A 26244-nucleotide genomic window follows, 5' to 3' on the forward strand; every position below is an offset into this window, starting at 1 on the left:
ACAACCCAAGTTATAATAAAACCCTTCCCACACGTCCCACATCATCATGCCGATTTACTTCATCGCCGATTTGCACCTGAGCGAATCCCATCCTCAACTGACCGCACTCTTCCAGAAATTTATCCAAGAAAAAGCCGTTCATGCCCAAGCCGTATACATTCTTGGCGACCTTTTCGATTTTTGGATCGGCGATGACGAAAACAGCCCTTTGGTTCAAATCATCAAGCAAACCATCCGCAGCCTGACCGAGCGTGGTGTCGCCTGCTATTTCATCCACGGCAACCGCGACTTCCTCATCGGCAAAACCTTCGCCCGCGATACCGGCATGACCTTACTGCCCGAGTACGCCGTTATCGACTTGTTCGGCACACCCACCCTGCTCTGTCACGGCGACACCCTCTGCACCGACGATCATTCTTATCAAAAATTCCGCCGTACCGTCCATCAAAAATGGCTGCAACGCCTGTTTCTGCTCCTGCCGCTCACACTCCGACTGAACATCGCCACCAAAATCCGCAAACAGAGCAAACAGGACAAGCAACACAAAACCGCCGACATCATGGATGTCAATCCGGCCTTTACCCACGAAACCGTCCAACGCTTCCACACGCCCCTGCTCATCCACGGCCATACCCACCGCGAAAACATCCACCGCAACGCCGATTACACCCGCATCGTACTCGGCGACTGGCGCGACAATTACGCCTCCATTCTCGAAGTCGATGCCGAAGGCTACCGTTTTATCGCCTTATAAAACATCAGGCCGTCTGAAAACCGGTTTCCCGATTGTTCAGACGGCCTGACTGACAAATATCCTCAACCGGTTTACGCAAACCAACCGCGTATCCGCTCCAAACCACCAAAGCGCACACACGCATCCGCATTCGCTTCAGTTTTCGGTTTCGCCCTATAAGCAATGCCGAATCCGGCTTCCAATATCATCGGAATATCGTTCGCACCATCGCCCATCGCCACCACCTGCCACGGAGCCAAACCCAGATGCTCACGGTATTCACGCAACAAATCCGCCTTAGCCTGCGCATCGATAATCCGCCCTTTCAGACGGCCTGTCAGCTTGCCGTTTTCCACTTCCAACACATTCGCAAAATGGAAATCCAAGCCCAAACGCCGTTGCAGGCGTTCCGTAAAAAACGTAAATCCGCCCGACACCAGCATAAACTTCACATCATTCCGTTTACACGCTTCCAACAAAAATTCCGCGCCCGGCGACAGCTGCAACACATTCTCGTACACCTCTTCCAACACGCGCTCGTCCAAACCGGCCAGCAAGGCCACACGCTTGCGCAAAGACTGCTCAAAGTCCAGCTCGCCGCGCATCGACTGCTCCGTAATCTTGGCCACCTCATCCTTCAGCCCGACACCGGCCGCAATCTCATCCACACACTCAATCGTAATCAGCGTCGAATCCATATCGCTGACAATCAGCCCCAAATCGGCAAAAGCCACATCCGGCAACACCGCGCCATCTATCTGCTGCGCAATTAACGCCGCACGCATCCCGTCCGTCAGTTCAAAATCATCCGAAACCGGCACACGCAACACCGACTTCCCTGATGGCGCAGACACTAAACCGCCAAACGCCGACCAGTCGCACGCGCCCAAATCCCCATGTTGCAACACCAAAACTTTCTTCATCTCTTTCTCCTCATGCCCCAAAACCTTTGCAAACAAATCCGGTACACATTCAGCTTAAAGCAACGCAAACCGTATTTTTGCAAAGGCCTTAAAAAAACAAAACAGCATTATAGCCGAACCACCCCGAAAATTTTCAGACGGCCTGTCACTTGATTCCTTTAGCTAGTTTAATTTCAAAAATACCTTCAAAAACCATACAAACAACATAAATCCGCTAAAAACCCTCAAAATCTTGTTCTTAAATTACAAAACAACAAAATTATCGTAAAATATAATTATTATTATTTTATTTTAATTATAGAAAGACGTTCATGAACGCCCCAACCCTTAAAACATTAGCACTCATTATTGCCACCCTGCCTTATGCAGCCTTAGCAGAAAACACGGCAACACCCCGGCCCGAACAAACTGCCGAGCTGCAAACCGTCAACGTAACCGGCAAAAACCGTTCCACCCGCACCGAAAACCGCGACTCCTACACAACTTCAGCCATGCGCACCACCACCGGCCTTGCCTTGTCTCCGAAAGAAACGCCGCAGTCGGTGAGCGTGATTACCAAGACACAAATCAATGAGCAGGGGATTACCGACTTGGTTGATGCCCTGAAAACCACCACCGGTGTCAACGTCATCCGTGATGCCGGCATTCCGCGCTTCCAATCGCGCGGGTTCTATATCGACCAAATCGAAGAAGACGGAATCTCATCTACCGTCCCCGGCGCCATCAACAATCCGATGTATGACGCGCAAAGCATGAACGACATCGCCGTTTACGACCATATCGAAGTTGTGCGCGGTGCGACCGGGCTGACGCAGGCAAACGGCGAGCCGGGCGGTACGGTGAACGCCGTACGCAAACGCCCCACCGGTGAACGCATTATTCAGGGTGAAGCCCAAATCGACCGCTTCGGTAAAGTCCGCACCACCGGAGATTTTTCAGGTCGTCTGAACGATGAAGGCACTTTGCGCGGCCGCGCCGTCGTCGCATTGGAACGCGACAAAAATTTCAAAGACCGCGTCAAAGGCGGCAATGCCACGCTTTACGGCGTGATAGACGCATCCGTCGGCGACAACACCAAAATCACTTGGGGTGGCCTCTATCAGCGCAAACACACCAAGCCCGACGACTGGGGCGTGGCATTGAACCTGCCGCGCGATACCTATCTGGGCTACAACTGGAACAAAGGCATTTACGACAAAGCGAACGCATTCGCCGAAGTGGAACACTATTTCAACGACAACTGGCGTTATACCGGCAAGCTGGATTACAACTACAACGAAAATACCAAGAAAAACAGCGGCATTTACAATACATCCACGTCCTACGCAGGCTACACGCCCGGCGGCACATTAGCCTCCGGCTGGTTGAGCCGTTACGACAATAACGAAAAACAACTAACCTTCAAAAACAATTTGAACGGCAAATTTGAAATTGCGGGCGTGCCGCAGGAAATCTTTACCGAATACACTTACACGCACACCAAAAACAACGGCAGCCGCCGTCAATACAACCCGGGCGTTTCCTTCGACCCGATGACCTCTACCGGCAACGAAATCGCCGAACCCGCCGACTGGTACGCCACACCTTATCAGATGTATTGGGAAACCCATTCCAAACGCACCACCCACGCGCTGCTTTTGGGCTTCCGTTTCAATATGTTGAAAGAAAAACTGCACATCATGGCAGGGACGCGCTGGAACCACATCAAATCGAAATATATAACCGACTATTTCTACACGGACGGCAAGATAGACAACGATCCCGATTCGGTTACCGACCGCAAAACCGTCCGTTTCAATCCTTATTTCGCCGTTACCTACAATTTGACGCCGAACCAAAGCCTGTATGCCAGCTACACATCCATTTTCAAACCGAACAGCAATCAGCGTAAAGACAAATCCTATCTAGACCCCGTTACTGGCGCGAACTACGAAATCGGCTGGAAGGGCGAATGGTTTGACCGCAAGCTGAATACCTCGCTTGCCCTGTTTGACATCGAACAGAAAAACCGCGCGGTGCAGGTTTGGGATACGGCAGACCAAAAATGGTATTGGGAACCCGTCGGCAAAGTCCGCAGCCGCGGCATCGAAGCCGAAATATCCGGCAATCTGAGCGAAGATTGGAAACTGTTTGCAGGTTATACGTTCAACCGGTCCAAATATCTTGAAGCGGAAAGCAAAGGCACCGTCCCCGCAGGCACCAATTTCAGCCTGCACACGCCCAAACACATGCTGCGCCTCCACACCAGCTACAACCTGCCTTTTGATGGCAAAAAATGGACCATCGGCGGCGGCGTAACTGCACAAAGCAAAACCTCCAGCCTCTACGGCGTGAAGCGCGGCGGTCATGCGGTATTCAATGCCAACATTGATTATCAGGCATCGAAAAACCTGAAACTTGCACTGATTTCGACCAACCTGTTCAACCGTTACTACTACGAGAACAACAAAGTCAGCAGCAAAGGCGCGAACAACTACTATGGCGAACCGCGTAACGTCATGTTCAAAGTCGATTACAAGTTCTAACCCCGCTTGATTCAAAGGCCGTCTGAAACCGATTCTTTCCGTTTTCAGACGGCCTTTTCCAATCAAACCTTTTTTTAAATCTTGATATAAAGCAAACAGTCTAAAAAATTTTCTCAACCGAAAAAAATTCCTGTTGATTTTTCTCACCGTTTCGATATAGTTATTTATAGCTAGTTTGATACTACCCTTTGTATCTAGCTTTCATTGCATTACCACCTCCATTCGTTGCCAACGGCTCCCTTTCCGGCGGCAACCTTTTTTTGACCCGATGGTTTGGCAAAATCGAAATTGAATCAAATAAAATGATTCGGGGACTTATATTTATTTTTAAAATAAAACGGCTTATAAAAAACAACGGCTCAATTTAAACGGATATTGCCGCCAATATTTAAAAACAAACAGACCTTTCTTTATCAAGGACCCCTCCCAATGCACCATTCTGAGAAACTATTCAAACTGAGCACATTTGCCCTCTGCCTTGCCGCACTGCCCCAAGCCGCGCAGGCTGCCGAAGAAGTACAACAGGCTGAAGTGGAACAAGTTACCGTAGTAGGTAAAAACAAAAGCCTGCGTACTGAAAGTCAAAACAGCTACACCGTATCCGCCCTGCGCTCAACCACAGGGCTGATCCTCTCTCCTCGGGAAATTCCCCAATCCGTCAGCGTCATTACCAAAAAACAAATTGAAGACCAAGGCTTCACCGACTTAGAAGGTGCGTTGCAAAACGCTACGGGCATCAATGTTTTCAAAAGCGGCGGACGCACGCATTTCATGTCGCGCGGCTATTTTATCGAACAGTTTGAAGAAGACGGTATTGCCACGCAACTCGGCTCTCCCGGCGGATTCGGCTTAGGCGGTCCGGCCGGCGACCCGACCAGTGCAACCGATATGGCAATGTACGACCACATTGAAGTGGTGCGCGGTGCGGCAGGTTTGACACAGGCAAACAACGAACCCGGTGGCACGGTCAACGCCGTCCGTAAAAAGCCGACTGCAAAACGCCAACTTTCAGCCGATTTGATGGCAAACTCATGGGGCAAAGTAAACAGCGTCTTTGATGCATCCGGCACCTTAAGCCAAGAACACGGCCTGCGCGGACGCTTTGTCGGCTCGGTAGGCAGCAACAAAACCTTCAAAGACCAATCCGGCGGCCGCGACGTCCTTCTGTATGGTGTGATGGACAAAGACATCGGCGACAACAGCAAACTTACTTGGGGTGCAAGCTACCTCAACCAAACCGAAACACCCGACCCCGACGGCCTGCCTATGCGTGCAGACGGCAAAGAGTGGAAACGCAGCCGCTATCTGGGTGCGGATTGGAACGAAGCCCGCCTGAAAAAATACAATCTTTTTGCCGAGTTTGAACATTATTTCAACGACAACTGGAAACTGAGCAGCAAGTTGGACTGGCGCAAGAACACCAGTTCAAAAGAATATTACACGCTGGGCGGCACGGGTAACGGCATCGGTACAGACGGCCTGGGGACTACATACAGCTTCGACCGTTACGATGCAGGCAACCGCCAGTTCACTTTCCAAAACAACTTGACCGGCCGCATCTTCGCTTTCGGCCAAAATCACGACCTCTTCTTCATGCACAGCTATTCCAAAGAGAACGTGAACTCAAGCAACCGCTGGTTTGATGACAGCAGTACCTATGACGCAGATGCCTTCAACGGCAGCGAAAAAGCCAAACCCGATTGGGATTCCGCCACAGCCAAAGCCCGTGGCGGCGACGGCCGTTATACTACCCACGCCTTTGGTTTGGGCGCGCGCATCAATCCTACCGACAAACTGCACATCATCGCAGGCGGACGCTATACCAGCTGGAAACGCGACTTCTATTGGGATCGCGACCTCAAAGACGGGGTAGCAGGTTCATCAGACTCGCTCAAACGCAACCGCTTCGTTCCTTATGCCGGCATCACTTACGACATCACGCCCAAGCAAAGTATTTACGCCGCCTATACGTCCATTTTCAAACAAACGATGAACCGCGACTACAACGACAACCTGCTGCCTCCGATTATGGGACGCAACTACGAACTCGGCTGGAAAGGCGAATGGAACGAAGGCCGTCTGAATACTTCCGTCGCCCTCTACCGTACCGACAAAGACAACAACAACCAACGTGTCAATGCCAAACCGCATCCCTATTGGGAACCGCTCAATCAAAGCAGCCGCGGCTTGGACGCCGAAATCTCCGGCAGCCTGACCGACCGTTGGCAAGTTTACGCAGGCTACACCTTTAACCGCAGCACCAACCGCAACAGCGTCGGTAACAATGTTGAATCGCGCCTAAAAGGCTACAACTTCAGCAGCCATACGCCGAAGCATATGTTCCGCCTCTACACCAGCTATGTCCTGCCGGTAGATAACGGCAAATGGACAGTCGGTCTTGGCTTGAAGAGCAGCAGCAAAACCGCCAATTCCTACGGCTCCATCAAGCAAGGCGGCTACACCATTTGGAATACCAACGTCCAATACCGCCCGAGCAAAAACCTGCAACTGGGGCTGGCGGTCAACAACCTGACCGACAAACGCTACTACGAAAACCAATACAACCGAGCTGCCAACAGCGACAACTTCTACGGTGAACCGCGCAATGCCGTATTCAGCCTGAAATGGAAGATGTAAATAGCAACATAGCAAGCACGGTTTGACTGCTCATTTTTTAAAAGCATAAACCAACTATTGCTGATAAAAAGGCCGTCTGAAAGTACAATTTCACTTTCAGACGGCCATTCGCACGCATTCGCAAGCATTATGAAAACACTCAGAAAATTCTTTTACCTCGCCCGTCCTTTCTGGTCGGGGGCGCACGGCCGCCTCCAATGGCTGATGCTCGCCGTCCTCATCGGCTTCACCCTTTGCTCCATCACCATCAGCGTTTGGATCGCCGCTTGGGACAAACGCTTCTACGACGCGCTGGCCGCATTTGACGGCGCATCCATGCCTTCGCTCATTGTCGAATACCTCGGCTACATGGCGATGATCATCGGCTGCATCGTTTGCGGCGACTGGCTGCAAAAACGCCTCATCTTCCGCTGGCGTACCCACCTGACCGAACAATTCCAAACAAACTGGCTCGAAGGCCACAAACACTACCGCCTGCGCCTGACGGGCGAACCCGACAACCCCGACCAGCGTATCGCCGAAGACATCTACCTCCTCGCCGACAAAAGCATCAGCCTCTTTCGCTCCTTCATCAACAACGTTGCCAAATTCAGCGCGTTCATCGCCGTACTGTGGACGCTCTCCGGCGTGCAGACCTTCAACATCGGCGGATACAGCATCACCATACACGGCTACCTCGTCTGGGTTGCCCTGATTTATTCAATCTTCAGCACCGTCATCGCCCACCTTGTCGGCCGCAAACTGAAAAACCTCAATATCGACCGCCAGCACCGTGAAGCCGACTACCGCGCCGCCCTCCTGCGCGTGCGCGACCATGCCGAACAAATCGCCTTTTACAACGGCGGCGAAGCGGAAACAGGCCGTCTGAAACAACGTTACCTCCGCATCCGCGACAACTGGCGGCGACTGACCAACTGCGAATTTCGCCAAGAAACCTTCTGGGCGACCTATGTCCGCATCAGCATCTTCATCCCCATCCTCGCCACCCTGCCCATGTACCTCGCCAAAACCATGACCTTCGGCGACATGATGCAGACGCGCACATCGTTTGCCCGTGTCCAAGACAGCTTCGGCTGGTTTACCGACTCCTACCGCCGCCTGATTGAATGGGCGGCAGTCATCGAGCGGCTTTCCGGTTTTCAGACGGCCTTAGAACAAGCAGAACACAAAAGCCCCGTCCTTCAGCCACACCAAGCAAATTTGCCGCATCATCACGGCAAGGCCGTCCTGCAAAACCTTACCGTCCACACCCAAACCGGCACCCCCCTGCTCTCCGGCATCAGCGTTGAAGCCCATGCCCCAGAATGGCTATTGCTCGAAGGCAAAAGCGGCATCGGTAAATCCACGCTGTTGCGCGTGCTGGCCGGTTTATGGCCGTATTATCAAGGCAGTTTTTCACTCGAAGGCAGCCGCCTGTTTTTCCCGCAACGCCCTTACCTGCCTACCGATACCCTGCGTCAAACCGTCAGCTATCCCTATGCAGCCTGCCAAGACGACCATTTGATTCAAACCGTTTTGGAACAAGTCGGCCTAAACAGTCCCACGGGTAGGCTGCACACGTTGATCAACGATTTGGACACCCCATACGAATGGCACGGCATCCTCTCCGGCGGCGAACAGCAACGCCTCAGCCTCGCACGCGCACTGCTGCACAAACCGCAAATCCTGTTCCTCGACGAAGCCACCAACCAGCTTGATGACGAATCCGCCCTGATGTTGATGCAGACCCTCAAACAACATTTGCCCGACACTTTGGTCATCGGCATCAGCCACCAACCTAAGATTCAAGCTCTGTTTGATAGCTCGCTGAATTTGAATGAAAAAATTATTTGAACGTTAAAATGTGCAAAACGCTTGCTTTCCATCCTAACAAGGGATATAGTACCAAGTAACTAGTTCTTATTGATGAGAGCTACTCCTTGGATACTTGCCTCCGGTCCTCCAGTCCGGGGGCATTTTTTTACATTTTTATTTTGTGTTCGTACGGATAGGATAAAGACGAAACACCCACCACAAATCAACAGACAAATCAAACCGCAAACTGCGTTTTCCAAACGCTCAGGCCGTCTGAAATCCGCTCTCGAATATTATTTATTCCATATTTCAGACGGCCTGTTTAACCGTCTATTGCAAAGCTTGGCACAAGCACCGCTGACCGACGGCAATCAATTACTATATAATCAAACGCATCGTCATCCCTACAAAGGAGCCACACCATGACCACAAAAATTAAAATCGGTATTGTCGGTGCAACCGGATACACAGGCGTCGAATTGTTGCGCCTGCTCAGCAGCCACCCCAACGCAGAAGTCACCGCCGTTACCAGCCGAAGCGAAGCCGGTATTGCCGTAGCGGACTACTTCCCCAGCCTGCGCGGCATTTACAACCTTGTATTCCAAACGCCCGAGGATGCCGGGCTTGACCGTTGCGACCTCGTATTCTTCGCCACACCCAACGGCGTAGCCATGAAAGAAGCACCGGCCCTTGTCGAAAAAGGCGTACGCGTGATTGACCTGTCTGCCGACTTCCGCATCCGCGACATCCCCACATGGGAAAAATGGTACAAAATGACCCATGCCGCGCCGCAACTCGTTTCCCAAGCAGTGTACGGTTTGTGCGAACTTCACAAAGACGACATCGCCAAAGCCATGTTGGTGGCCAATCCGGGCTGCTACCCCACCTGCGTTTCCCTGCCCTTATTGCCGCTGCTTCAAGCAGGCCGTCTGAAAGCCAATGCGCCGCTGATTGCCGACTGTAAATCCGGTGTTTCCGGCGCAGGCCGCAAAGCCAGTACCCACGCCTTGTTGTGCGAAGCAGGCGACAACTTCAAAGCCTACGGCGTCGGCGGCCACCGCCATCTGCCTGAAATCCGACAAACCCTGTCCGGACTGCAAGACCATGTTTCAGATGGCCTGATTTTCGTGCCACACCTTGTTCCGATGATACGCGGTATGCACGCCACCCTGTATCTGCACCTGCAAGAACATACCGATCCTGAAGCCTTACTGCGTGAATACTACCGCGACAGTCCTTTTGTCGATATTTTGCCTTCAGGTTCGACACCTGAAACCCGCAGCGTGCGCGGCGCTAATATTTGTCGTATCAGCGTTCAAAAAGCGCCTGATCAAGACAATGTGTGGATTGTGCTTTCCGTCATCGACAACTTGGTTAAAGGCGCAGCCGGTCAAGCCGTACAGAATATGAACATCATGTTCGGCCTGCCCGAAACCACCGGCCTGACCAATGCACCATTGATGCCTTAATATCATCCTTATTGAAAACACAAGGCCGTCTGAAACAATGGTTTTCAGACGGCCTTCATTAATTCATACGCAAACATCACTCATACACCACGCCGGCAAGCATTTCTTCTTCATTCAAGTTACCGTACTGTTGTTCCCAATCGTGGGTGGCCTCCACCATATCGCATTCTTTGGCAAAAGCCAGCAGCCTGCCGTCCATCTGATCCAGACTCAAGCTGCCCAAGCGTTCGCACTCCGAAGCCGTCAGATTACCGTCCGCTTCATGCGCTTCCGAAGATCCGAAAGGCAGGGCAAAAAAACCCAGCACCAACGCCAGCAGCACCCAAAAAATATTTTTACGCGAACGAGTCATTTCATACCTCTCATCATAATCACATAGCAGGTTTAAGTCAGAAAAACTAAACCAAATAAAACTAAACTAAGAAAAATCGAATAGAAAATTAGAAATATCGATTCATCTAAGACAAAACGAATAATACTAAGAAAAAATAAAATATGCAATACTTTTTCTTATATTTAGTAATTTTTTTCTTACAATTTTATAAAAACTAAGGTAAAATACACTCAAATCATCCAAACCATATAAAAAACATACCTCCATAAAGGCATAAACATGGATACCTTTAAAGACCGCCTGGCTTTCTTATGGAAAGATGAAGCCCGCCAAGCCAAAATCGCCGCCGACATCGATATGACCATCGCCGGATTCAGCCGTATCTGGAATGAAGGCGGCCTGCCGAAATCGGAAACGCTAAAAAAAATCAAACAACTTAAAGGCTGCAGCATAGACTGGCTGTTGACCGGCGAAGGCTCCCCCTTCCCCGATTCCGAAGCCCCAAAAGCCACGGCCACCGACACACTGGGCAACCCTGTCGATATAGACGAATTTGTCTTCGTACCGCGTTACGACATCCAAGCAGCGGCCGGACACGGCCAGCTCGTCGGCGATGAGCAGCCCATGTTCGCCATGGCGTTCCGACGCTATTGGATAGAAAATTATGTGACGCGCGACATCAGAAACCTTTCCGTTATCTCAGTCAAAGGCGACTCGATGGAAGGCGTGCTGAATGATGGCGACACCATCCTCATCAACCACGGCCAAACCACGCCGCGCGACGGCCTCTATGTTTTGCGTCTCAACGAAAACCTTCTGGTCAAACGCCTGCAACTGATACCCGGCGGCATCGTCAACGTCATTTCCGCCAATGAAGCCTACCCTACTTTTGAAATCGACCTGAAAAACCCGACCGACGACGTTGCCATCATCGGCCGAGTCGAATGGTTTGGTAGAAGCATCTAAATCTGACATACTGACGCTTGAAATTTCTGCCATGCCCTCCATGTAAGCTGGCAGACCTGTCTGCACAAACTTGCTTTGGCCAACGGTTTGCGCGACAATAGTAAAAACATTCATATAAAAGGAATCACATCATGTCAGACGAAAGCCCTATTATCTTTACTGACAGCTGCTGCACCAAAGTTGCCGACCTGATTGCCGAAGAGAACAATCCCGACCTGAAATTGCGCGTATTCGTCAACGGTGGCGGCTGTTCCGGCTTCCAATACGGTTTTACCTTTGACGAAATCAAAAACGACGACGATTTCGAAATCCAAAAAAACGGCCTGACGTTCTTGGTCGACCCGATGAGCTACCAATATCTGGTTGGTGCGGAAATCGACTACACCGAAAGCCTGCAAGGTTCTCAATTCGTCATCCGCAATCCGAATGCCGAAACGACTTGCGGTTGCGGCTCGTCCTTCTCCGTATAAACAATCCGTTTCTTCACGAAAAACAGGCCGTCTGTATCTTCAGACGGCCTTTTGTGTGAATTTATTTTAAACAATATTGGATTTATCTTATAATAATAATATCGGGCGTGAATATTTACTCTACAATAGACATAACCTTGGACATGCATATTGCCATATAAATAAAAAATCATTGTCCAACCGATTAACGACACGAAGGCATCCCCTATCCGGTCTGCCTCAGACTGCAGCCTCTGTTTTTGCCTGCATCGCAAGCCAAAACAGCTCAAACACAATAACAAAACCTCAGGCCCAACCCATTGGGTTGACGCAGTCGAAATATTCATGGGATATCAATGAGCAAACAAGAAAAATTTTTCGACGTATATGTTTCTTATCCGCCGAACACGGATAAGGAGCGCATCCATGCCTGCCTGTATGACAACCTGCCCGAAAACGAAGCCGAGAGCCTGATTCAAGCCTTGGCAGAGCGTCCGCAAGCCATTGTGGCCGAAAAATGCACGCAAGACGAGCGCGAAAATGCACAGCATTACTTCAGCTATTTGGGTTTGGACGTCATTGTCCGTCAGGCCATGGAATTGGAGGCGCTCGAAGAAGAACCCGTATCGGCAGTCAATATCCTCGACCCCATCCAATGCCCCGTCTGCATGACGATTATTGACGAACTCGATGCACAAGAATGTAAGACCTGCCACTTTGATTTGACAGAAAAAAATGAGCTGGCCATCCAGCGTAAGCGCATTGAATGGCAGGAAAAAATCTCTTTCGAGCACAAAAAACAAACCGAAATTGCCCACAAGCTCAAATATGAGCGCGAGCAGGAAGAGAAAAAACTACGCAAGAAAATCCGCGCCGAATTAGAATCCCAACTACGCGAAGAGTTAGGCCAAAATCCAGAGTTGGCCGCACTGGCAGCGAGGAAGAAAACACAGTTTCTGCTTACAATGGCCATCGTATTCGCCGTTTTGAGCCTGCTTGCTCTCGGCTATATCGCTGCAAAATTCTTCTAAACTGACTTCAAAACTTAAGGCCGTCTGAAAACAGATTTTCAGACGGCCTTTTATATTTATATTGATTGCATCATTCCAATCAAACCTCTTGCACATCCACATCCACCGACCATCGGATTTTGCCGTCACGGTTTTGCTGCAACACCTGCACCCACAAACTCACGGCGCGGTGCAAATCCTGTCGCGATGTCGATTCGAGAAAGATTTGCGCGCGTTCACGTTCGGCGAGGCGCACCATCAGCATGGGGGCGGCGCCGAACTGGGAGACGCTTTCGGGCAAAAGCGGGGCGAGGGTTTCTTTGGCGGCGTTGAGAAATTCCATCGCATCGGCAACGCGCGGCGCGTCGGCGCGGACGGCCGTCTGAAAACCGAAAGGCGGCATGGCGAACATTTGCCGCTCGTTCAATTCGTTTTCGGCAAACACGGCGTAGTCCTGCGCTTTGACGGCGGCGAAAACGGGATGTTCGGGCAGTTGGGTCTGTATCAGCACCTTGCCGGGTTTGTCGGCACGCCCCGCCCTGCCGGACACTTGCATCAGCTCGGCGAACAACCTTTCCGGTGCGCGGAAGTCCGCACTGTACAGGCTGCCGTCGGCGTTTAAGACGATAACGAGGTTGAGCCGCGCGAAATCATGGCCTTTGGCGAGCATCTGCGTGCCGACTAAAATGTCGATTTCGTTGTCGGCGATGCGGCGGTACAAATCCGCCCAGTCGTTTTTGTGCGCGGTGCTGTCCCTGTCAACACGAACGACGGCGGCCTTGGGCAGGAAGGCGCGCAGGGTTTCTTCGACGCGCTGCGTGCCGTGGCCGACGGCGGTCAGGTCTTGGTTGCCGCAGTCGGGGCATTTGAACGGGATGGGTTCGCGGTGGTCGCAGTGGTGGCAGCGCAGTTGGCGGGCGCGTTGGTGCAGCACCATTTTGGCGGAGCAGTTCGGGCAGCCGAAGGTATGGCCGCAGTCGCCGCAAAACAGCGCGGGCGCAAAACCGCGCCGATTGAGGTACACCAGCGACATGCCGCCTGCTTCAAAATTTTGTTTCAAAAGCTGCAAGGCTTGCGGCGAGAAGCCGTTGTCTAGTTTCAGACGGCCTACGTTGAGTATTTCCACTTGCGGCAGTTGTGCTGAAGCATGAGCGCGCTCAGTCAGTTGCAGCAGGCGGTACGCGCCGCTTTGCGCCTTGTGCCAGCTTTCCAAGCTGGGTGTGGCGCTGCCCAACACGACGGGGCAGCCGCTCTGCTTCGCCCGCCACACCGCCAAATCGCGGGCGTGGTAGCGCAATTCGTTGTCTTGTTTGAACGAGCCGTCATGTTCCTCATCGACTACAATCAGCCCGACATCAAGCAAAGGCGTGAACACCGCCAGCCGCGTGCCGATGACCAATTTCGCCTGCCCCAACATGGCGCGCAGATAATCCTGCGTGCGCTTGCCTGCCGCCATCTGGCTGTGCAACACGGCGGTCGGCACGTCGGCAAAACGGCTTTCCACCCGCTTCAAAAGCTGCGGCGTGAGGTTGATTTCGGGCAACAAAAACAACACCTGCCGCCCCTGTGCCAACACTTTCGCCATCGCATCGAAATACACTTCAGTCTTGCCGCTGCCGGTAATGCCGTACAGCAGAAACGGCTGAAATTTACCAAAGGCCGTCTGAATTTCATCGGAAGCCTTCTGCTGGTCGGCATTCAACACAAATTCAGAGTGCGAAGCCTGCCCATGGCACGACTCTAAAACGGACTTCGCCGCTTCCGTCGTTTCAATCCAGCCCTGCTCCGCCCAATCTTCGATTAATTTCGCTGCCTGCGCGTTCACCTGCTTCAACGCCGCCATCGTCATTCCACCCGACAGCAGCGCGTCCCACAAAGCCGCTTTTTTGTTGAACCGAGACGGCGGCGGCGTTTGCGCCCTACCCGCTTCGTTCAAAGCGTAAAACAACGGCGGCTGCGGCATTTCCACCGCGCGCGTTTCCTTCAAACCCTGCGGCAGTGCGGCAAACACCGCCTGCCCGGTCGGATAGTGGTAATAACGCGACGTAAACGCCAACAAATCACGCCAGCTTTGAGGCAACGGCTTTTCTTCCACAAAGGCCGTCTGAACACTCAAAATCCGCGCCGTATCCATATCAGGCGCAATATCCGTTTCCCACACAATCCCGACAACAGTTTTATTGCGGAAAGGCACAAGCACCCGCGTTCCCGGAGGAAGCGGCTCAGAATAGGAATACGTCAAAAGGCCGTCTGAAAGCGGCACGTTTACGGCAATACGATGGTAGAACATACAAACAATCAAATCATTTTTTCGTATTTTAACAGCCGAAAGCTAATTTCAGACGATAATTTGAGCCTGAGTACAATGCAGACATGACGGAGGTTTGATACAATGCCTTACTTTCAACACACGCAAGTCTCTCGCATGAAAACCAAGTTAATCAAAATCTTAACACCGTTTGCCGTCCTTCCTTTGTTGGCATGCGGTCAACCTGCCGTATCCAACGCCAACGCCGCGCCTGCGCCGGCTGCCAAAGCGGAAGCGCCTGCCGACAAATCCGTTGCCGCTTCTTTGAAAGCGCGTTTGGAAAAAGTCTATGCTGCCCAAGATTTGAAAGTTTTGAGCGTCAGTGAAACACCGATTAAAGGCATTTACGAAGTTGTCGTCAGCGGCAAACAAATCATCTATACCGATGCCAAAGGCGACTATATGCTCGTCGGCGACCTCATCAACGTCAACACGCGCCAAAGCCTGACTGAAGAACGCGCAGCCGACTTGAACAAAATCGACTTCGCTTCCCTGCCTTTGGACAAAGCCATCAAAGAAGTGCGCGGCAACGGCAAACTGAAAGTCGCCGTTTTCTCCGATCCGGACTGCCCGTTCTGCAAACGCTTGGAGCATGAATTTGAAAAAATGACCGACATCACGATTTACACCTTCATGATGCCGATTCCGAGCCTGCACCCTGATGCCGCGCGCAAAGCCGAGCTGTTGTGGTGCCAACCTAATCCGACTCAGGCATGGATTGACTGGATGCGTAAAGGCAAACTCCCAAGCGGCAAAGCAAACTGCGAAAACCCTGTTGCGGAAACCACTTCATTGGGCGAACAATTCGGCTTCAACGGCACGCCGACCCTGGTCTTCCCTAACGGCCGCAGCCAAAGCGGTTACAGCCCTATGCCCCACCTCAAAGAAGTTATCGAGAAAAACCAGTAATACAGGGTTTAATCTCCATCAAGGACGCTTTACGCGTCCTTTTTTCATGTCGCCCGCCATCAATTGCTTTCAGACGGCCTCAAACAGACAAATACAAAAAAGGACGTGTCCGCCACGTCCTTTTTCCCTTTACCTTACAGGTAGAATTTCTCAACCACTTTCAGGTTTTCGTCCAATTTGTACACCAGCGGCTGGCCGGTCGGGATTTCCAAGCCCATGATGTCTTCGTCGGAAATGCCTTCGATGTGTTTGGCCAACGCGCGCAGGGAGTTGCCGTGTGCCGCAACCAAAACACGTTTGCCGCTCAGGATGGCCGGAGCGATTTGGTCTTCCCAGAAAGGCAGGACGCGCTCGAGGGTAACTTTGAGGTTTTCGCCATCGGGAATAACATCGCTAGGCAGGTTGGCATAGCGGCGGTCGTTGTGGGCGGAATGCGGGTCTTTAGGATCGAGCAGCGGAGGCAGGGTGTCGTAGCTGCGGCGCCAGATGTGGACTTGCTCGTCACCGTATTTTTCTGCGGTTTGTTTTTTATCCAAACCTTGCAGCTGGCCGTAGTGGCGCTCGTTCAAACGCCATGATTTGATTTGCGGAACAAACAGTTGGTCGGATTCTTCCAAAACGATGTTACAGGTTTTGATGGCACGGGTCAGGACGGAAGTAAAGGCGATGTCGAACTCATAGCCTTTTTCTTTCAGCTTTTTACCTGCTGCGGCGGCTTCTGCCAAACCTTGCTCGCTCAACTTAACGTCGCGCCAGCCGGTGAAAAGGTTTTTCGCGTTCCATTCGCTTTGTCCGTGACGGATGAATACTAATTCCATGATTGTTTGCTCCAATGAAGTTTGGGAAAAGGTATTTATAGCACACTTTGCCGCCGCGCTGATAACGTCGGCGGCTTCTTTTGATATGTTGCAAGTTTGCTTCTAGTCTTCAGACGGCCTTGTCGGAAGATAAACGTCAAACCGCGTGCTTTTGCCGGTGTATTGATATGCCGGTTTGCGCCCGTCGAGAAACTCTCCCAAGCGCGGGCGTTTGACGACAATGCGCTTTTTGGCGGTATCCAATGCCGCATCCAACAACTCGGCTTCGTCTTGTGCCGCACCGACCAAGTCGTGGAAATAGGCCATTTCTTTTTTCACGGCGGCGGTTTTGCGGCGTTCCGGGTACATCGGGTCGAGGTACACCACATCGGGCCTGCCGTTTTGCGCAGATAATTCCTGCATCAAATCAACGGCATTGCCGAAATACAAAGTAATTCGCCGGGCAATCTCCCGTGTCTCTTCACTTTGCCCTGCTCTGTTGAGGCCGTCTGAAAGTAGACAGGCAACCGCAGGATTTTGTTCAAAAGTGTGTACATTCAAACCCAACGAGGCAAGCACAAAACTGTCGCGTCCCAGTCCGCCGGTAGCATCCCAGACAGTCGGTTGCGCAGTGTGGTTGACGGCTTTGGCAATCAGCTCGCCACCGCCTTTAGTGCGCCGGTAATGGGCGGCACCGCCATCAAAATCAACGCGGACACGGCCTTTTTCACCGGCACGGCACAAACTAATGCCGCTTTCGTCAGCGATAAGGAAACTGCCTGCTTCAGGCTGCCGGTCGATAATGGTCAACCCAAAAGGCGCGGCAAGGCTGCGAAGTTCGGCAGATGCGGTTTCGTCAAAATAAATCTTGTACATAAGGCTTATGTTTCAGACGGCCTGGAAAACTTGGGCCGTCTGAACGTTTTAATTGATGTCCAAGCGTTCCATGCGGTAGCGCATGGAGCGGAAGCTGATGCCCAAAAGTTTGGCGGCTTGGGTACGGTTGTAACGGGTTTGCTGCAAGGCCTGCTCGATGATGCTGCGTTCCACTTGGTCAAGGTAATCCTGTATCTGCATGGTGCGCGGATCAAACGGCGGAATGGGGCTGTGATTGAGCGTGGTTTCGCGCGCGTCAGGTTCGGCGATGTCGTCAAAAGAAAGGCTGCTGCGATCGGCTTTGGCCTGCGGGGCGTTTTGAATCTGCAAATCGTCCACTTGTATCACTTGGCCGACCGTCAGTGCAACGGCGCGTTCGAGGATATTCTCCAGCTCGCGGAAGTTGCCGGGATAGCTGTAATGCAACAGGGCTTCTTGGGCTTTCGGGCTGAGTTTGTAGGTTTGATTGCCGTGACGGTGTTTGTACAGCAAATACAGAATCAGCGCGCCCAAGTCTTCGCGCATTTCGCGTAAAGGCGGCATGTGCAGGGAGACAACGTTGAGGCGGTAATACAAGTCCTGGCGGAATGCGCCACTTTCAACCAAGGCTTCGAGGTTTTTGTGGGTTGCGCAAATAATGCGCACATCCACAAAGGTTTCCCGCGCATCGCCGATACGGCGCACGGCTTTTTCTTGAATGGCGCGCAAGAGTTTGACCTGCATGGCAAGCGGCAAATCGGCAACTTCGTCGAGAAACAGTGTACCGCCGTCGGCATGTTGGAAAAAGCCGAGACGGTCTTGATCCGCGCCGGTAAAGCTGCCTTTTTTGTAGCCGAAGAATTCGCTTTCCATCAGGTTTTCAGGAATCGCGCCGCAGTTAACGGCAATAAACGGTTTGTCGGCGCGGTCGGACAGCTCGTGAATCGTGCGTGCCGCCCGCTCTTTACCCGTACCGGATTCGCCGGAAATATAAACGGGAACAAGGCTGCGTGCCAATCTGCGAATCAGGTGGCGCACTTCGACCATTTGCGGCGAAGTACCCAACAGGCGCGGCATATCGTCCTCGCCTTCCAATATAGGTGCGTCTTGTTGCAAAGCAGGATTGATGTTGCCGGCCGAAAAACGCTCTTTTAAGGAATTGAGCCCTTCCGGAACAGTCAAAGGCCGGTTAAATTCGCTCTGTACGCTCTTAGGCGGCGTAACGACAGGCTTGGCCGGCTGAGGTTCGGGTTTATACAGGGCGGCAGAAACAGGCGCAGGCTGCGATTTGACTTTTTCAGACGGCGTGGGTTCGGCAGTATTATCGGAAACCGATACTGCCGATTTAACCAATGAACGCAACTGCGACAGCGTAATCGGTTTTTGCAGATAATCAAATGCCCCTGCTTTCAAGGCTTCAACGGCTTGGTCGGCATTGCCGAAAGCCGTAATCACGGCAACGGGTGTGTCAAGCATCAGCTCGTCGATGTATTGGACAACCTCGAGGCCTGAGCCGTCGGGCATACGCATATCGGTCAACACCAGCGAATAATCGTTGTTGTCTAGCCTGTCTTTGGCTTCTTCAACACCAGCCGCAGTATCGACGCGCAGACCCATTTTCATCAGGGTCATTTCCATCAGGTCGCGGATGTCTGCCTCGTCATCGACAACCAAAACTGGCTCTTGCAATTTATTCATCCTGCGCTTGCTCCTTCGGTAAAATCAGTTCAAACCCGTTCATTTCAGGGTGATAATGCAGCTGCCCCATATTGGCGTGTGCCAACTCGCGTGCGACGTAAAGCCCCAAGCCGGTGCCTTGTTTTTCGGTGGTGTAAAACGGCTCGAACAGATGATTTCGTACATCGGGCGGCACGCCTTTGCCGTTGTCCGCCACTACGATAGAAATGTGCATCCTGCCGCTTGAACGGATAAGGACGGTAATGGCGTTTTCGTCCTGACGGCTGTGTCTCCAAGCATTGTTGCACAAGTTCCACATCACTTGCTGCAAATGCATGGGGTCAACCAATACGGTCAGATTGTTGCCGTCCATATTCATACGCAAACAGCCGATGGCATCGGGATTGTTCAAGGTAAATTCCTGCTTGAACTCCAACCAGAATTTCATCAGATTAATCGGCTGGCGGCTGATGTTGTCTCGTTTGTTAAGCAGGGATACGTCTTCCAACATCTTGTCGATACGTTGGATATTGCTGTCGATGATGTTGTAGAGCTTGGCCTTTAGCGGATCTGCCTCATCGCCTTCCTGCAATAAATCGCTGGCATGACGGATGGCGGACATCGGGTTGCGGATTTCGTGGGCAAGGTTGGCAGTCAACTGTCCAAGCGAAGTCAGCTTGGTGGACATGGCCTCAGCAGCCACTTCACGCAATGAGCGGACATACAACATCAGCAGCTCGGTTTGCTCCTGAATCAGCGGAACGGCTCGAACGTGCATGGCGTGTTGGAAAATATGGATATCGGTTTCAAAAGGTTTGTCGGGTTGGCGCTGCCAACGTGCCACCAGTTCGCCAAACACGATTTCCTGCTGATCGATAATCAGGCTGGGGAAATAGATTTTTGCCTGTTTGTTAAACAGCCACACGCGTTGGGTCGCATCAATCACCACAACCGCTTCCTGTACGCGGTTCAAAACCAAATGGTTCAAGCCGCTAATACGGCGGTAGGCCAGTTGATGACGGCTGGCGGACTCTGTGGCCTGCTCCAGATAACGGGCAGCAAACGATGTCAGCATCGCCACCAGATAGCCTGCGCCGATCAGCATCGAAGAATTCACCATTGATTTCGCGTCCCAATTAAACGAATCGAAACGCATGCTGCCGTCTAAAAACAGGTTCAAAATAAACAGCATGGCCGTATAGCCTGCATACAGCATAGGGTAGTGGCCATAACTGAGCAGACACGACGTAGCAACAAACGGCAAAACCAAAATCCCGAAACCGGAAGCCGTACCGCCGGAGATATACACCAAAACCATCATCATGGTGATGTCGACCACGGCACTGGCATTGGGCAAATCCAAAGACTGCCACTGCCAGCCCGGGCGGAACACGGAGAGCATAATCAGGAGGAAATACAGCGTTACCCAGATATAAAACTCAACGTCCGGCAACGAAATGCCAATCAGGTTGCCACCCGTGTAGCTGCCGAAAGCGTGCAAAACCAAAAGCGGTAAGACGATGGCTATTCGGGCAATGTTGATTACACCGGGAATCCGCTCCCTCAGATTACCCAGTTCTTGAAGATTGGCTCTGTTCATAAATGAACCTTTTTTTATTATCATGCAATGTCGTATAAATTTAATTTATTTAGATATATTTGTTCTTGTTTCAGGACAAACTTTTCAGACGGCCTGATATTTCCAATACCTTGCCTTTTTTACCGCGTTTGCCGTCAATATCGGCAATACGCAGTTTTTCCTGATGTTCTGCACCGCGTCGGCCGACCGATACAACGGTAAATTCAGGAGAAGTCGTCACCATAATGTGTTCCAAAGATGCACCATCAGCCAACGACATCAGCTGCAAACCGCGGCCTTTAGGCATGACTTTAAGCTCGCCGATGGAAAACGCCAAGAGGCGGTGGTCGCTGCTGGCCAGTACGACTTTGCAGTCGGGATTGATCAGCGAAGAAGCATAGACGGCAACCGGCGGCAGGACGGTTTCGCCGCTGTCCACGGTCATCACCACTTTACCCGCTTTCACGCGTCCGACCATATCGGCCAACTTGGTGATAAAGCCGTAGCCGCCGCTGCCTGAAAGCAAGTAATGCTGTTCGGGCTGGCCGGTGAGCATGGCGACGGGTTTCGCGCCGTTTTGCAGCTCGATTAAGGATGAAACCGGTACGCCGTCGCCGCGTCCTCCGGGGATTTCGGCGGCATCGAGCGTGTAGGTTCTGCCCAATGAATCCAGGATGACGACGGGTAAAACAGTGCGGCCTTCAAGGGTTTGTTTGAGACGATCGCCTTCTTTGAACGCGGTTTGGCTCAAATCGAGGTTGTGTCCGGCGCGGCTGCGTATCCAGCCTTTTTCCGACAGGATCAGCGTGATGGGTTCGTCGGCGGTGGTTTGCGTCAGCACGGCGCGTCCGGCTTCTTCCACCAGCGTGCGGCGCGCGTCGCCAAACTGCTTCATGTCCGCCTGCATCTCTTTGATAATCAGCTTGCGTTTTTCGTTTTCGTCGCCCAAAAGGATATTCAGACGACCTTGTTCTTCGCGCAATTCGTTCAATTCTTTTTCGAGTTTGAAACCTTCCAAACGCGCCAACTGGCGCAGGCGGATTTCCAAAATGTCTTCGGTTTGGATTTCGGTCAGCCCGAACGCCGCCATCAAATCGGCTTTCGGGTCGTCTGATTCGCGGATGACTTTAATCACTTCGTCGATGTGCAGAAAGACTTTCAGACGACCTTCGAGGATGTGCAGCCGTTTTTCCACTTGGTTCAAACGGAATTTCAGACGACGTGTTACGGTCACGACGCGGAAATCCAGCCATTCCTGCAAAATCGTTTTCAGGTTTTTCTGCGCGGGGCGGTTGTCCAAACCCATCATCACCAAGTTCATGGACACATTGCCTTCCAGCGAAGTTTGCGCCATAAGCGTGTTGATGAAGGTATCGGTATCGATGCGGCTGGATTTCGGCTCGAACACCAGACGCACGGGATGTTCGCCGTCGGACTCGTCACGCACGCGGTCGATTAAATCCAGCATCAGCTTTTTAGTATTGAGCTGGTCTTGGTTGAGCTGCTTTTTGCCTGCTTTCGGTTTCGGGTTGGTCTGCTCTTCGATTTCGGCAAGGATTTTGGCGGAATTGGCGTTCGGCGGCAGCTCAGTCACAATCACGCGCCATTGTCCGCGCGCCAGTTTCTCGATTTCGTAACGCGCACGCACGCGCACGCTGCCCTTGCCGGTTTCGTAAATCCGGCGCAATTCGTCCGCCGGCGTGATGATTTGACCGCCGCCGGCAAAATCGGGCGCGGGGATGTACTGCATCAGGTCGGCGGTTTCCAGCATCGGCTTCTTCAACAGCGCAATCGCCGCCTGCGTGACTTCGTTCAAATTGTGCGACGGAATTTCGGTCGCCATGCCCACCGCGATGCCTGATGCACCGTTGAGCAACACCATGGGCAGGCGGGCGGGCAGGTGCAGCGGTTCGTCAAACGCGCCGTCGTAGTTCGGCACGAAATCCACCGTCCCCTGATTGATTTCGGACAACAGCAATTCCGCAATCGGCGTCAGCCGCGCTTCGGTATAACGCATCGCCGCCGCCCCGTCGCCGTCGCGCGAACCGAAGTTGCCGATGCCGTCGATTAAGGGATAGCGCAAGGTAAAATCCTGCGCCATGCGAACCATCGCCTCATAGGCAGAACTGTCGCCGTGCGGATGGTATTTACCCAAAATCTCGCCGACCACGCGTGCCGATTTCACCGGCTTCGCCCCCGCCGTCAAACCCATATCGCGCATGGCAAACAAAATACGTCGTTGTACAGGCTTTTGGCCGTCTGAAACTTCAGGCAGCGCGCGGCCTTTGACCACGCTCATGGCGTATTCGAGATAGGCACGTTCGGCGTACTGACCTAACAGCAGGTAGTCTTCGCCGATAGGAGATGGGCTTGGAGCGGAAATGTGTTCTGTCATCAGGATGGTAAAACGAAATAAATTAAAGAAGGATATTGTAAAGCAAAATCGGTAGTCATAGCCAATTTGAGTGATGAACGGTAGTGCAGCGACAATAAGGCTTACAGAATCAGGTCAGCAAATGGAATCCGTTTCGACAAAAAAGGCCGTCTGAAACCCTTTCATGTTTCAGACGGCCTTTTCATTTTGGTTTTAAATCAAAACTTCGTTATTCTGCAGTAGCCGGTTTGGCCGTAGTTTTAATGGTTAAGGTCAACGCGGCGGCAATGGCCAGGGAAACACCGGCAAAAGTCATCGCGTTGGCAGGGTTTGAACTCAAGAAGGTTTTGTACACCCAGCCGAAAGATACGGTTTCAATCAGCATTGGAATCACAATCATCATGTTCACAATACCCATGTACACGCCGTAACGTTCTTTAGGGATAGAGCCGACCACAATCATAAACGGCACACCCATCATACTTGCCCAACCGACACCGAAACCAATCATCGGCGCAAACATCAGGTATTTGTTGCCGATGTGCGGAATGGTGAGCAAGGCCAGCGCGGCAAGGGTTACGGCAAAGGCGTGAACATATTTGGCGGCGTATTTGCGCGCCATCCACATCAGGCCGAAGGCGGAGATAAAGGTTACAACGTTGTAGAAACCGTTTACCAGGCCGGTCCATGCAACCGCTTGGCTATACGCTTCGGTATTTTCAACGGTCGAATCCCAGACGGATTGGACGATACTGTGGGAAATATATTGCCAGTAGATGAAGAGCGCGTACCATTGGAAGAGATAAACCAAAGCCAGTTGCCACAGGGCAGTCGGCATTTCGCGCACGGCAACGACAATATCTTTAACAGCATGAGCCGGACCGCTCGGCTGGGCTTTAATGGCCGCCATTTCTTCAGGGCTGGGCTCGCGTTCGGCCGTTGATAAAACGGTAACCAAAACCGAACCGATGGAGCAGACCGCACCAATATAAAACGAACCGAATACCCAATACGGAATGCCTGCTTCGGAAGTTTGTTGCAACCAGCCGATTTGCTGGAAGATGTAGAGGGAAACGTTGGCCAGGGTAATACCCAAACCGGTAAACACGGACTGCATCAAGAAACCGGTGGATTGCTGGTGTTCAGGAACGGTATCGGCAATGAAGGCACGGAAAGGTTCCATTGCAGTATTATTACTGATGTCCAAGAGCCACAGCAGCAATACGGCCACCCACAAGGCGGTAACGTGCGGATAGATAAAGAGACAGAGACTGCAACCAATGGCGCCAATCAAGAAATACGGACGGCGGCGGCCCAATCCGGGCACCCAAGTGCGGTCACTCATCGCACCAATCATCGGCTGCACCAGCAAACCGGTAATCGGGCCTGCCATATTCAAAATCGGCAATTGGCTCGGATCGGCATGAAGAAAGCTGAAAATCGGGTTAATCGCAGTTTGCTGCAACCCGAAGCTATATTGAATACCGAAGAAACCGAAGTTCATCAGCATAATCTGGCGAAGTGTCATCGCCACTTGTGGGGAGATTTTCATAGTAAGGCTACTCCTGGATAATAAACTATGGAAACAACAAACTCCAATTTCAGCGGTATGACGCTTTTATTGTATTGGGCCGCCTTTTTAATGAGGCAATCCTGTTTTCAGACGGCCTTTATTTTGACCGTTTACATAATCTTATTTTGATGTGTGTTTGCGTTGTTTAAAGCTTATTTTCAGGCCGTCTGAAACTATTTATTAATCACAGACTGACGCCAGATGGTTTCCCCAACGACCTTGACTGACTGAACCGAGCCGGTCGGGTGTTCAATGTATTGAAACAGCAAATCCGCCGCCATCGCGCCCATGCGCAGATAAGGCAGCTCGGTACTGGTCAACGGCGGAAACAGCGTCTCCGCAATCGCGCTGTGGTTATCATAGCCGGCAACCGAAACTTGCTCGGGAACCCGCACGCCGCGCGTCCTCAAAATCCCGTACACGCGTACTGCCATTTCATCGTTACCGCAGCAAATGACCGTCGGCGGAAGCGTCAAAGACAACAGTTTCAAAATAGCCGAAATCAAAGATCCGCTGTCATTGCTGAAGTCAGGATAACCAGTTTGCACCAAATCAGGATCGAAGACAATATCCGCATCCGCCAAAGCCCGGCGGTATCCGGCCAATCTCAATCTCGTTGCTTCTACGCCCGGCTGCAAAGTCACATAAGCAATCCGTTTGTGTCCGCTTTGGATAATCCGGCGCACCAAGCCATACTGCCCTGCTTCATCGTCCGGCAAAACCGACGGCGTACCTGCCAAATCGAAACAGTTGACCAACACCATCGGGCAACGGTTGGGCACTTCCGGCAGCAATACTTCCTGATGGAAACCGGCCACATATAAAATCCCCTCGGCACGATGCTCCATAAAGGTACGGATCAGCGGCTCCATCTGACCGGGCTGCCCTGGCTTGTTGTCGATGTCGGCAATCATCAAAATCTTGCCTTGTGCACGAATCTGCTGCTGAATGCCCTTAATCAAGAACATATCCGGTATGCCGTGTCCGCCCGTATTCTCGCCTGTCCGCGAAATGGCGCCGGTAATCAGACCGACCAAGCCGGAACGGTGTGACCGCATAATCCGCGCCGCAGAAGACGGGATATAGCCCAAAGCAGCAATCGCTGTTTCTACTTTAGAACGGGTTTTATCACTGACCGGCGCATCGCCGTTAATCACCCGGCTGACCGTCTTGGGAGATACCCCGGCATAAGCAGCGACATCATAAATTGTAGCCATCTTACGGACCCGTCCCGACAAGATTTCAATAATGTTACATAGGATAACACAGCAGACATCGGTGTCATACCCCTTTTTTTTACAGAAACTTGATGATAATCAATCATTTCTTTTT

Annotated in this window: 19 protein-coding genes; 9 read left to right on the forward strand and 10 right to left on the reverse strand. The window is 52.0% G+C overall.

Annotated features, from left to right (window positions below; translation table 11 throughout):
* Window positions 1-43 precede the first annotated feature (43 nt).
* A complete protein-coding gene (gene lpxH / locus ACTHUF_RS03995; RefSeq protein WP_198400576.1) occupies window positions 44-754 on the forward strand; it encodes a UDP-2,3-diacylglucosamine diphosphatase in 711 nt (236 codons plus the stop codon).
* A gap of 71 nt (window positions 755-825) precedes the next feature.
* Here the strand turns inward: lpxH and serB are convergent, their stop codons facing one another.
* Window positions 826-1656, reverse strand: a complete 831-nt coding sequence (gene serB, locus ACTHUF_RS04000) for a phosphoserine phosphatase SerB (RefSeq protein WP_315094191.1) — start codon at window positions 1654-1656, stop codon at window positions 826-828.
* Window positions 1657-1967: 311 nt separating this feature from the next.
* Here serB and ACTHUF_RS04005 point away from each other — a divergent pair, with 311 nt between their 5' ends.
* The 4 genes from ACTHUF_RS04005 to argC all read left to right on the forward strand — a co-directional run bounded on the left by ACTHUF_RS04005 (window position 1968) and on the right by argC (window position 10081).
* Window positions 1968-4181: a TonB-dependent siderophore receptor gene (locus ACTHUF_RS04005; RefSeq protein ID WP_440407179.1), complete on the forward strand. Its 2214-nt coding sequence runs from the start codon at window positions 1968-1970 to the stop codon at window positions 4179-4181.
* 429 nt (window positions 4182-4610) lie between these two features.
* Window positions 4611-6818: a TonB-dependent siderophore receptor gene (locus ACTHUF_RS04010; protein ID WP_315094187.1), complete on the forward strand. Its 2208-nt coding sequence runs from the start codon at window positions 4611-4613 to the stop codon at window positions 6816-6818.
* A gap of 129 nt (window positions 6819-6947) precedes the next feature.
* Window positions 6948-8651 (forward strand): ABC transporter ATP-binding protein/permease, encoded by a 1704-nt coding sequence (locus ACTHUF_RS04015; RefSeq protein WP_315094185.1) that lies wholly within the window; start codon window positions 6948-6950, stop codon window positions 8649-8651.
* Between the two features lie 383 nt (window positions 8652-9034).
* Window positions 9035-10081 (forward strand): N-acetyl-gamma-glutamyl-phosphate reductase, encoded by a 1047-nt coding sequence (argC, locus tag ACTHUF_RS04020; protein WP_049348769.1) that lies wholly within the window; start codon window positions 9035-9037, stop codon window positions 10079-10081.
* Window positions 10082-10157: 76 nt separating this feature from the next.
* Here the strand turns inward: argC and ACTHUF_RS04025 are convergent, their stop codons facing one another.
* The gene (locus tag ACTHUF_RS04025) at window positions 10158-10433 is read right to left on the reverse strand and encodes a hypothetical protein (protein WP_003748371.1); all 276 of its coding nucleotides are present in this window, start codon (window positions 10431-10433) and stop codon (window positions 10158-10160) included.
* Window positions 10434-10694: 261 nt separating this feature from the next.
* On the opposite strand from ACTHUF_RS04025, the gene ACTHUF_RS04030 reads away from it, so the two are divergent.
* The 3 genes from ACTHUF_RS04030 (at window position 10695) to ACTHUF_RS04040 (ending at window position 12861) form a co-directional block, all read left to right on the forward strand.
* Window positions 10695-11381, forward strand: coding sequence for a helix-turn-helix transcriptional regulator (locus ACTHUF_RS04030; protein ID WP_315094181.1), 687 nt, complete (start codon window positions 10695-10697; stop codon window positions 11379-11381).
* Between the two features lie 131 nt (window positions 11382-11512).
* Window positions 11513-11851: an iron-sulfur cluster insertion protein ErpA gene (gene erpA, locus ACTHUF_RS04035; RefSeq protein WP_003680162.1), complete on the forward strand. Its 339-nt coding sequence runs from the start codon at window positions 11513-11515 to the stop codon at window positions 11849-11851.
* A 335-nt stretch (window positions 11852-12186) separates the two neighbouring features.
* Window positions 12187-12861: a hypothetical protein gene (locus ACTHUF_RS04040; RefSeq protein ID WP_440407182.1), complete on the forward strand. Its 675-nt coding sequence runs from the start codon at window positions 12187-12189 to the stop codon at window positions 12859-12861.
* Between the two features lie 79 nt (window positions 12862-12940).
* Here ACTHUF_RS04040 and ACTHUF_RS04045 read toward each other — a convergent pair whose 3' ends face one another.
* Window positions 12941-15130 carry a primosomal protein N' gene (locus ACTHUF_RS04045; protein ID WP_440407184.1) on the reverse strand — a complete coding sequence of 730 codons (2190 nt, stop codon included), beginning with the start codon at window positions 15128-15130 and terminating at the stop codon, window positions 12941-12943.
* Window positions 15131-15265: 135 nt separating this feature from the next.
* Between ACTHUF_RS04045 and ACTHUF_RS04050 the strand changes: the two genes are divergently transcribed.
* Window positions 15266-16057 (forward strand): DsbC family protein, encoded by a 792-nt coding sequence (locus ACTHUF_RS04050; RefSeq protein WP_188213342.1) that lies wholly within the window; start codon window positions 15266-15268, stop codon window positions 16055-16057.
* 134 nt (window positions 16058-16191) lie between these two features.
* On the opposite strand, the gene ACTHUF_RS04055 is transcribed toward ACTHUF_RS04050, so the two are convergent.
* The 7 genes from ACTHUF_RS04055 to ACTHUF_RS04085 form a co-directional block, all read right to left on the reverse strand.
* Window positions 16192-16875, reverse strand: coding sequence for a 2,3-diphosphoglycerate-dependent phosphoglycerate mutase (locus ACTHUF_RS04055; protein WP_036493345.1), 684 nt, complete (start codon window positions 16873-16875; stop codon window positions 16192-16194).
* A 102-nt stretch (window positions 16876-16977) separates the two neighbouring features.
* The gene (locus ACTHUF_RS04060; RefSeq protein WP_440407186.1) at window positions 16978-17730 is read right to left on the reverse strand and encodes a class I SAM-dependent methyltransferase; all 753 of its coding nucleotides are present in this window, start codon (window positions 17728-17730) and stop codon (window positions 16978-16980) included.
* Window positions 17731-17778: 48 nt separating this feature from the next.
* A complete protein-coding gene (locus tag ACTHUF_RS04065) occupies window positions 17779-19407 on the reverse strand; it encodes a sigma-54-dependent transcriptional regulator (protein WP_440407188.1) in 1629 nt (542 codons plus the stop codon).
* Window positions 19400-20986 carry a two-component system sensor histidine kinase NtrB gene (locus ACTHUF_RS04070; protein WP_440407190.1) on the reverse strand — a complete coding sequence of 529 codons (1587 nt, stop codon included), beginning with the start codon at window positions 20984-20986 and terminating at the stop codon, window positions 19400-19402. Before ACTHUF_RS04070 ends, ACTHUF_RS04065 begins: the two co-directional genes overlap by 8 nt.
* A 70-nt stretch (window positions 20987-21056) precedes the next feature.
* Complete coding sequence (parC, locus tag ACTHUF_RS04075) at window positions 21057-23360, reverse strand: DNA topoisomerase IV subunit A (RefSeq protein ID WP_440407192.1); 2304 nt, start codon at window positions 23358-23360, stop codon at window positions 21057-21059.
* A gap of 208 nt (window positions 23361-23568) precedes the next feature.
* Complete coding sequence (locus ACTHUF_RS04080; RefSeq protein WP_440407194.1) at window positions 23569-24891, reverse strand: MFS transporter; 1323 nt, start codon at window positions 24889-24891, stop codon at window positions 23569-23571.
* Window positions 24892-25085: 194 nt separating this feature from the next.
* A complete protein-coding gene (locus ACTHUF_RS04085) occupies window positions 25086-26129 on the reverse strand; it encodes a LacI family DNA-binding transcriptional regulator (protein ID WP_049344511.1) in 1044 nt (347 codons plus the stop codon).
* Window positions 26130-26244: the final 115 nt, after the last annotated feature.

Source organism: Neisseria sp. P0024.S006 (assembly GCF_051956595.1).
Taxonomy (GTDB): Bacteria; Pseudomonadota; Gammaproteobacteria; order Burkholderiales; family Neisseriaceae; genus Neisseria.

Bases quoted from the DNA above. Each gene is read 5' to 3' on its own strand.
- serB (WP_315094191.1), bottom strand. From the start codon at position 1,656: ATGAAGAAAGTTTTGGTGTTGCAACATGGGGATTTGGGCGCGTGCGAC.
- ACTHUF_RS04005 (WP_440407179.1), top strand. From the start codon at position 1,968: ATGAACGCCCCAACCCTTAAAACATTAGCACTCATTATTGCCACCCTG.
- ACTHUF_RS04010 (WP_315094187.1), top strand. From the start codon at position 4,611: ATGCACCATTCTGAGAAACTATTCAAACTGAGCACATTTGCCCTCTGC.
- ACTHUF_RS04015 (WP_315094185.1), top strand. From the start codon at position 6,948: ATGAAAACACTCAGAAAATTCTTTTACCTCGCCCGTCCTTTCTGGTCG.
- argC (WP_049348769.1), top strand. From the start codon at position 9,035: ATGACCACAAAAATTAAAATCGGTATTGTCGGTGCAACCGGATACACA.
- ACTHUF_RS04025 (WP_003748371.1), bottom strand. From the start codon at position 10,433: ATGACTCGTTCGCGTAAAAATATTTTTTGGGTGCTGCTGGCGTTGGTG.
- ACTHUF_RS04030 (WP_315094181.1), top strand. From the start codon at position 10,695: ATGGATACCTTTAAAGACCGCCTGGCTTTCTTATGGAAAGATGAAGCC.
- erpA (WP_003680162.1), top strand. From the start codon at position 11,513: ATGTCAGACGAAAGCCCTATTATCTTTACTGACAGCTGCTGCACCAAA.
- ACTHUF_RS04040 (WP_440407182.1), top strand. From the start codon at position 12,187: ATGAGCAAACAAGAAAAATTTTTCGACGTATATGTTTCTTATCCGCCG.
- ACTHUF_RS04045 (WP_440407184.1), bottom strand. From the start codon at position 15,130: ATGTTCTACCATCGTATTGCCGTAAACGTGCCGCTTTCAGACGGCCTT.
- ACTHUF_RS04050 (WP_188213342.1), top strand. From the start codon at position 15,266: ATGAAAACCAAGTTAATCAAAATCTTAACACCGTTTGCCGTCCTTCCT.
- ACTHUF_RS04055 (WP_036493345.1), bottom strand. From the start codon at position 16,875: ATGGAATTAGTATTCATCCGTCACGGACAAAGCGAATGGAACGCGAAA.
- ACTHUF_RS04060 (WP_440407186.1), bottom strand. From the start codon at position 17,730: ATGTACAAGATTTATTTTGACGAAACCGCATCTGCCGAACTTCGCAGC.
- ACTHUF_RS04065 (WP_440407188.1), bottom strand. From the start codon at position 19,407: ATGAATAAATTGCAAGAGCCAGTTTTGGTTGTCGATGACGAGGCAGAC.
- ACTHUF_RS04070 (WP_440407190.1), bottom strand. From the start codon at position 20,986: ATGAACAGAGCCAATCTTCAAGAACTGGGTAATCTGAGGGAGCGGATT.
- parC (WP_440407192.1), bottom strand. From the start codon at position 23,360: ATGACAGAACACATTTCCGCTCCAAGCCCATCTCCTATCGGCGAAGAC.
- ACTHUF_RS04080 (WP_440407194.1), bottom strand. From the start codon at position 24,891: ATGAAAATCTCCCCACAAGTGGCGATGACACTTCGCCAGATTATGCTG.
- ACTHUF_RS04085 (WP_049344511.1), bottom strand. From the start codon at position 26,129: ATGGCTACAATTTATGATGTCGCTGCTTATGCCGGGGTATCTCCCAAG.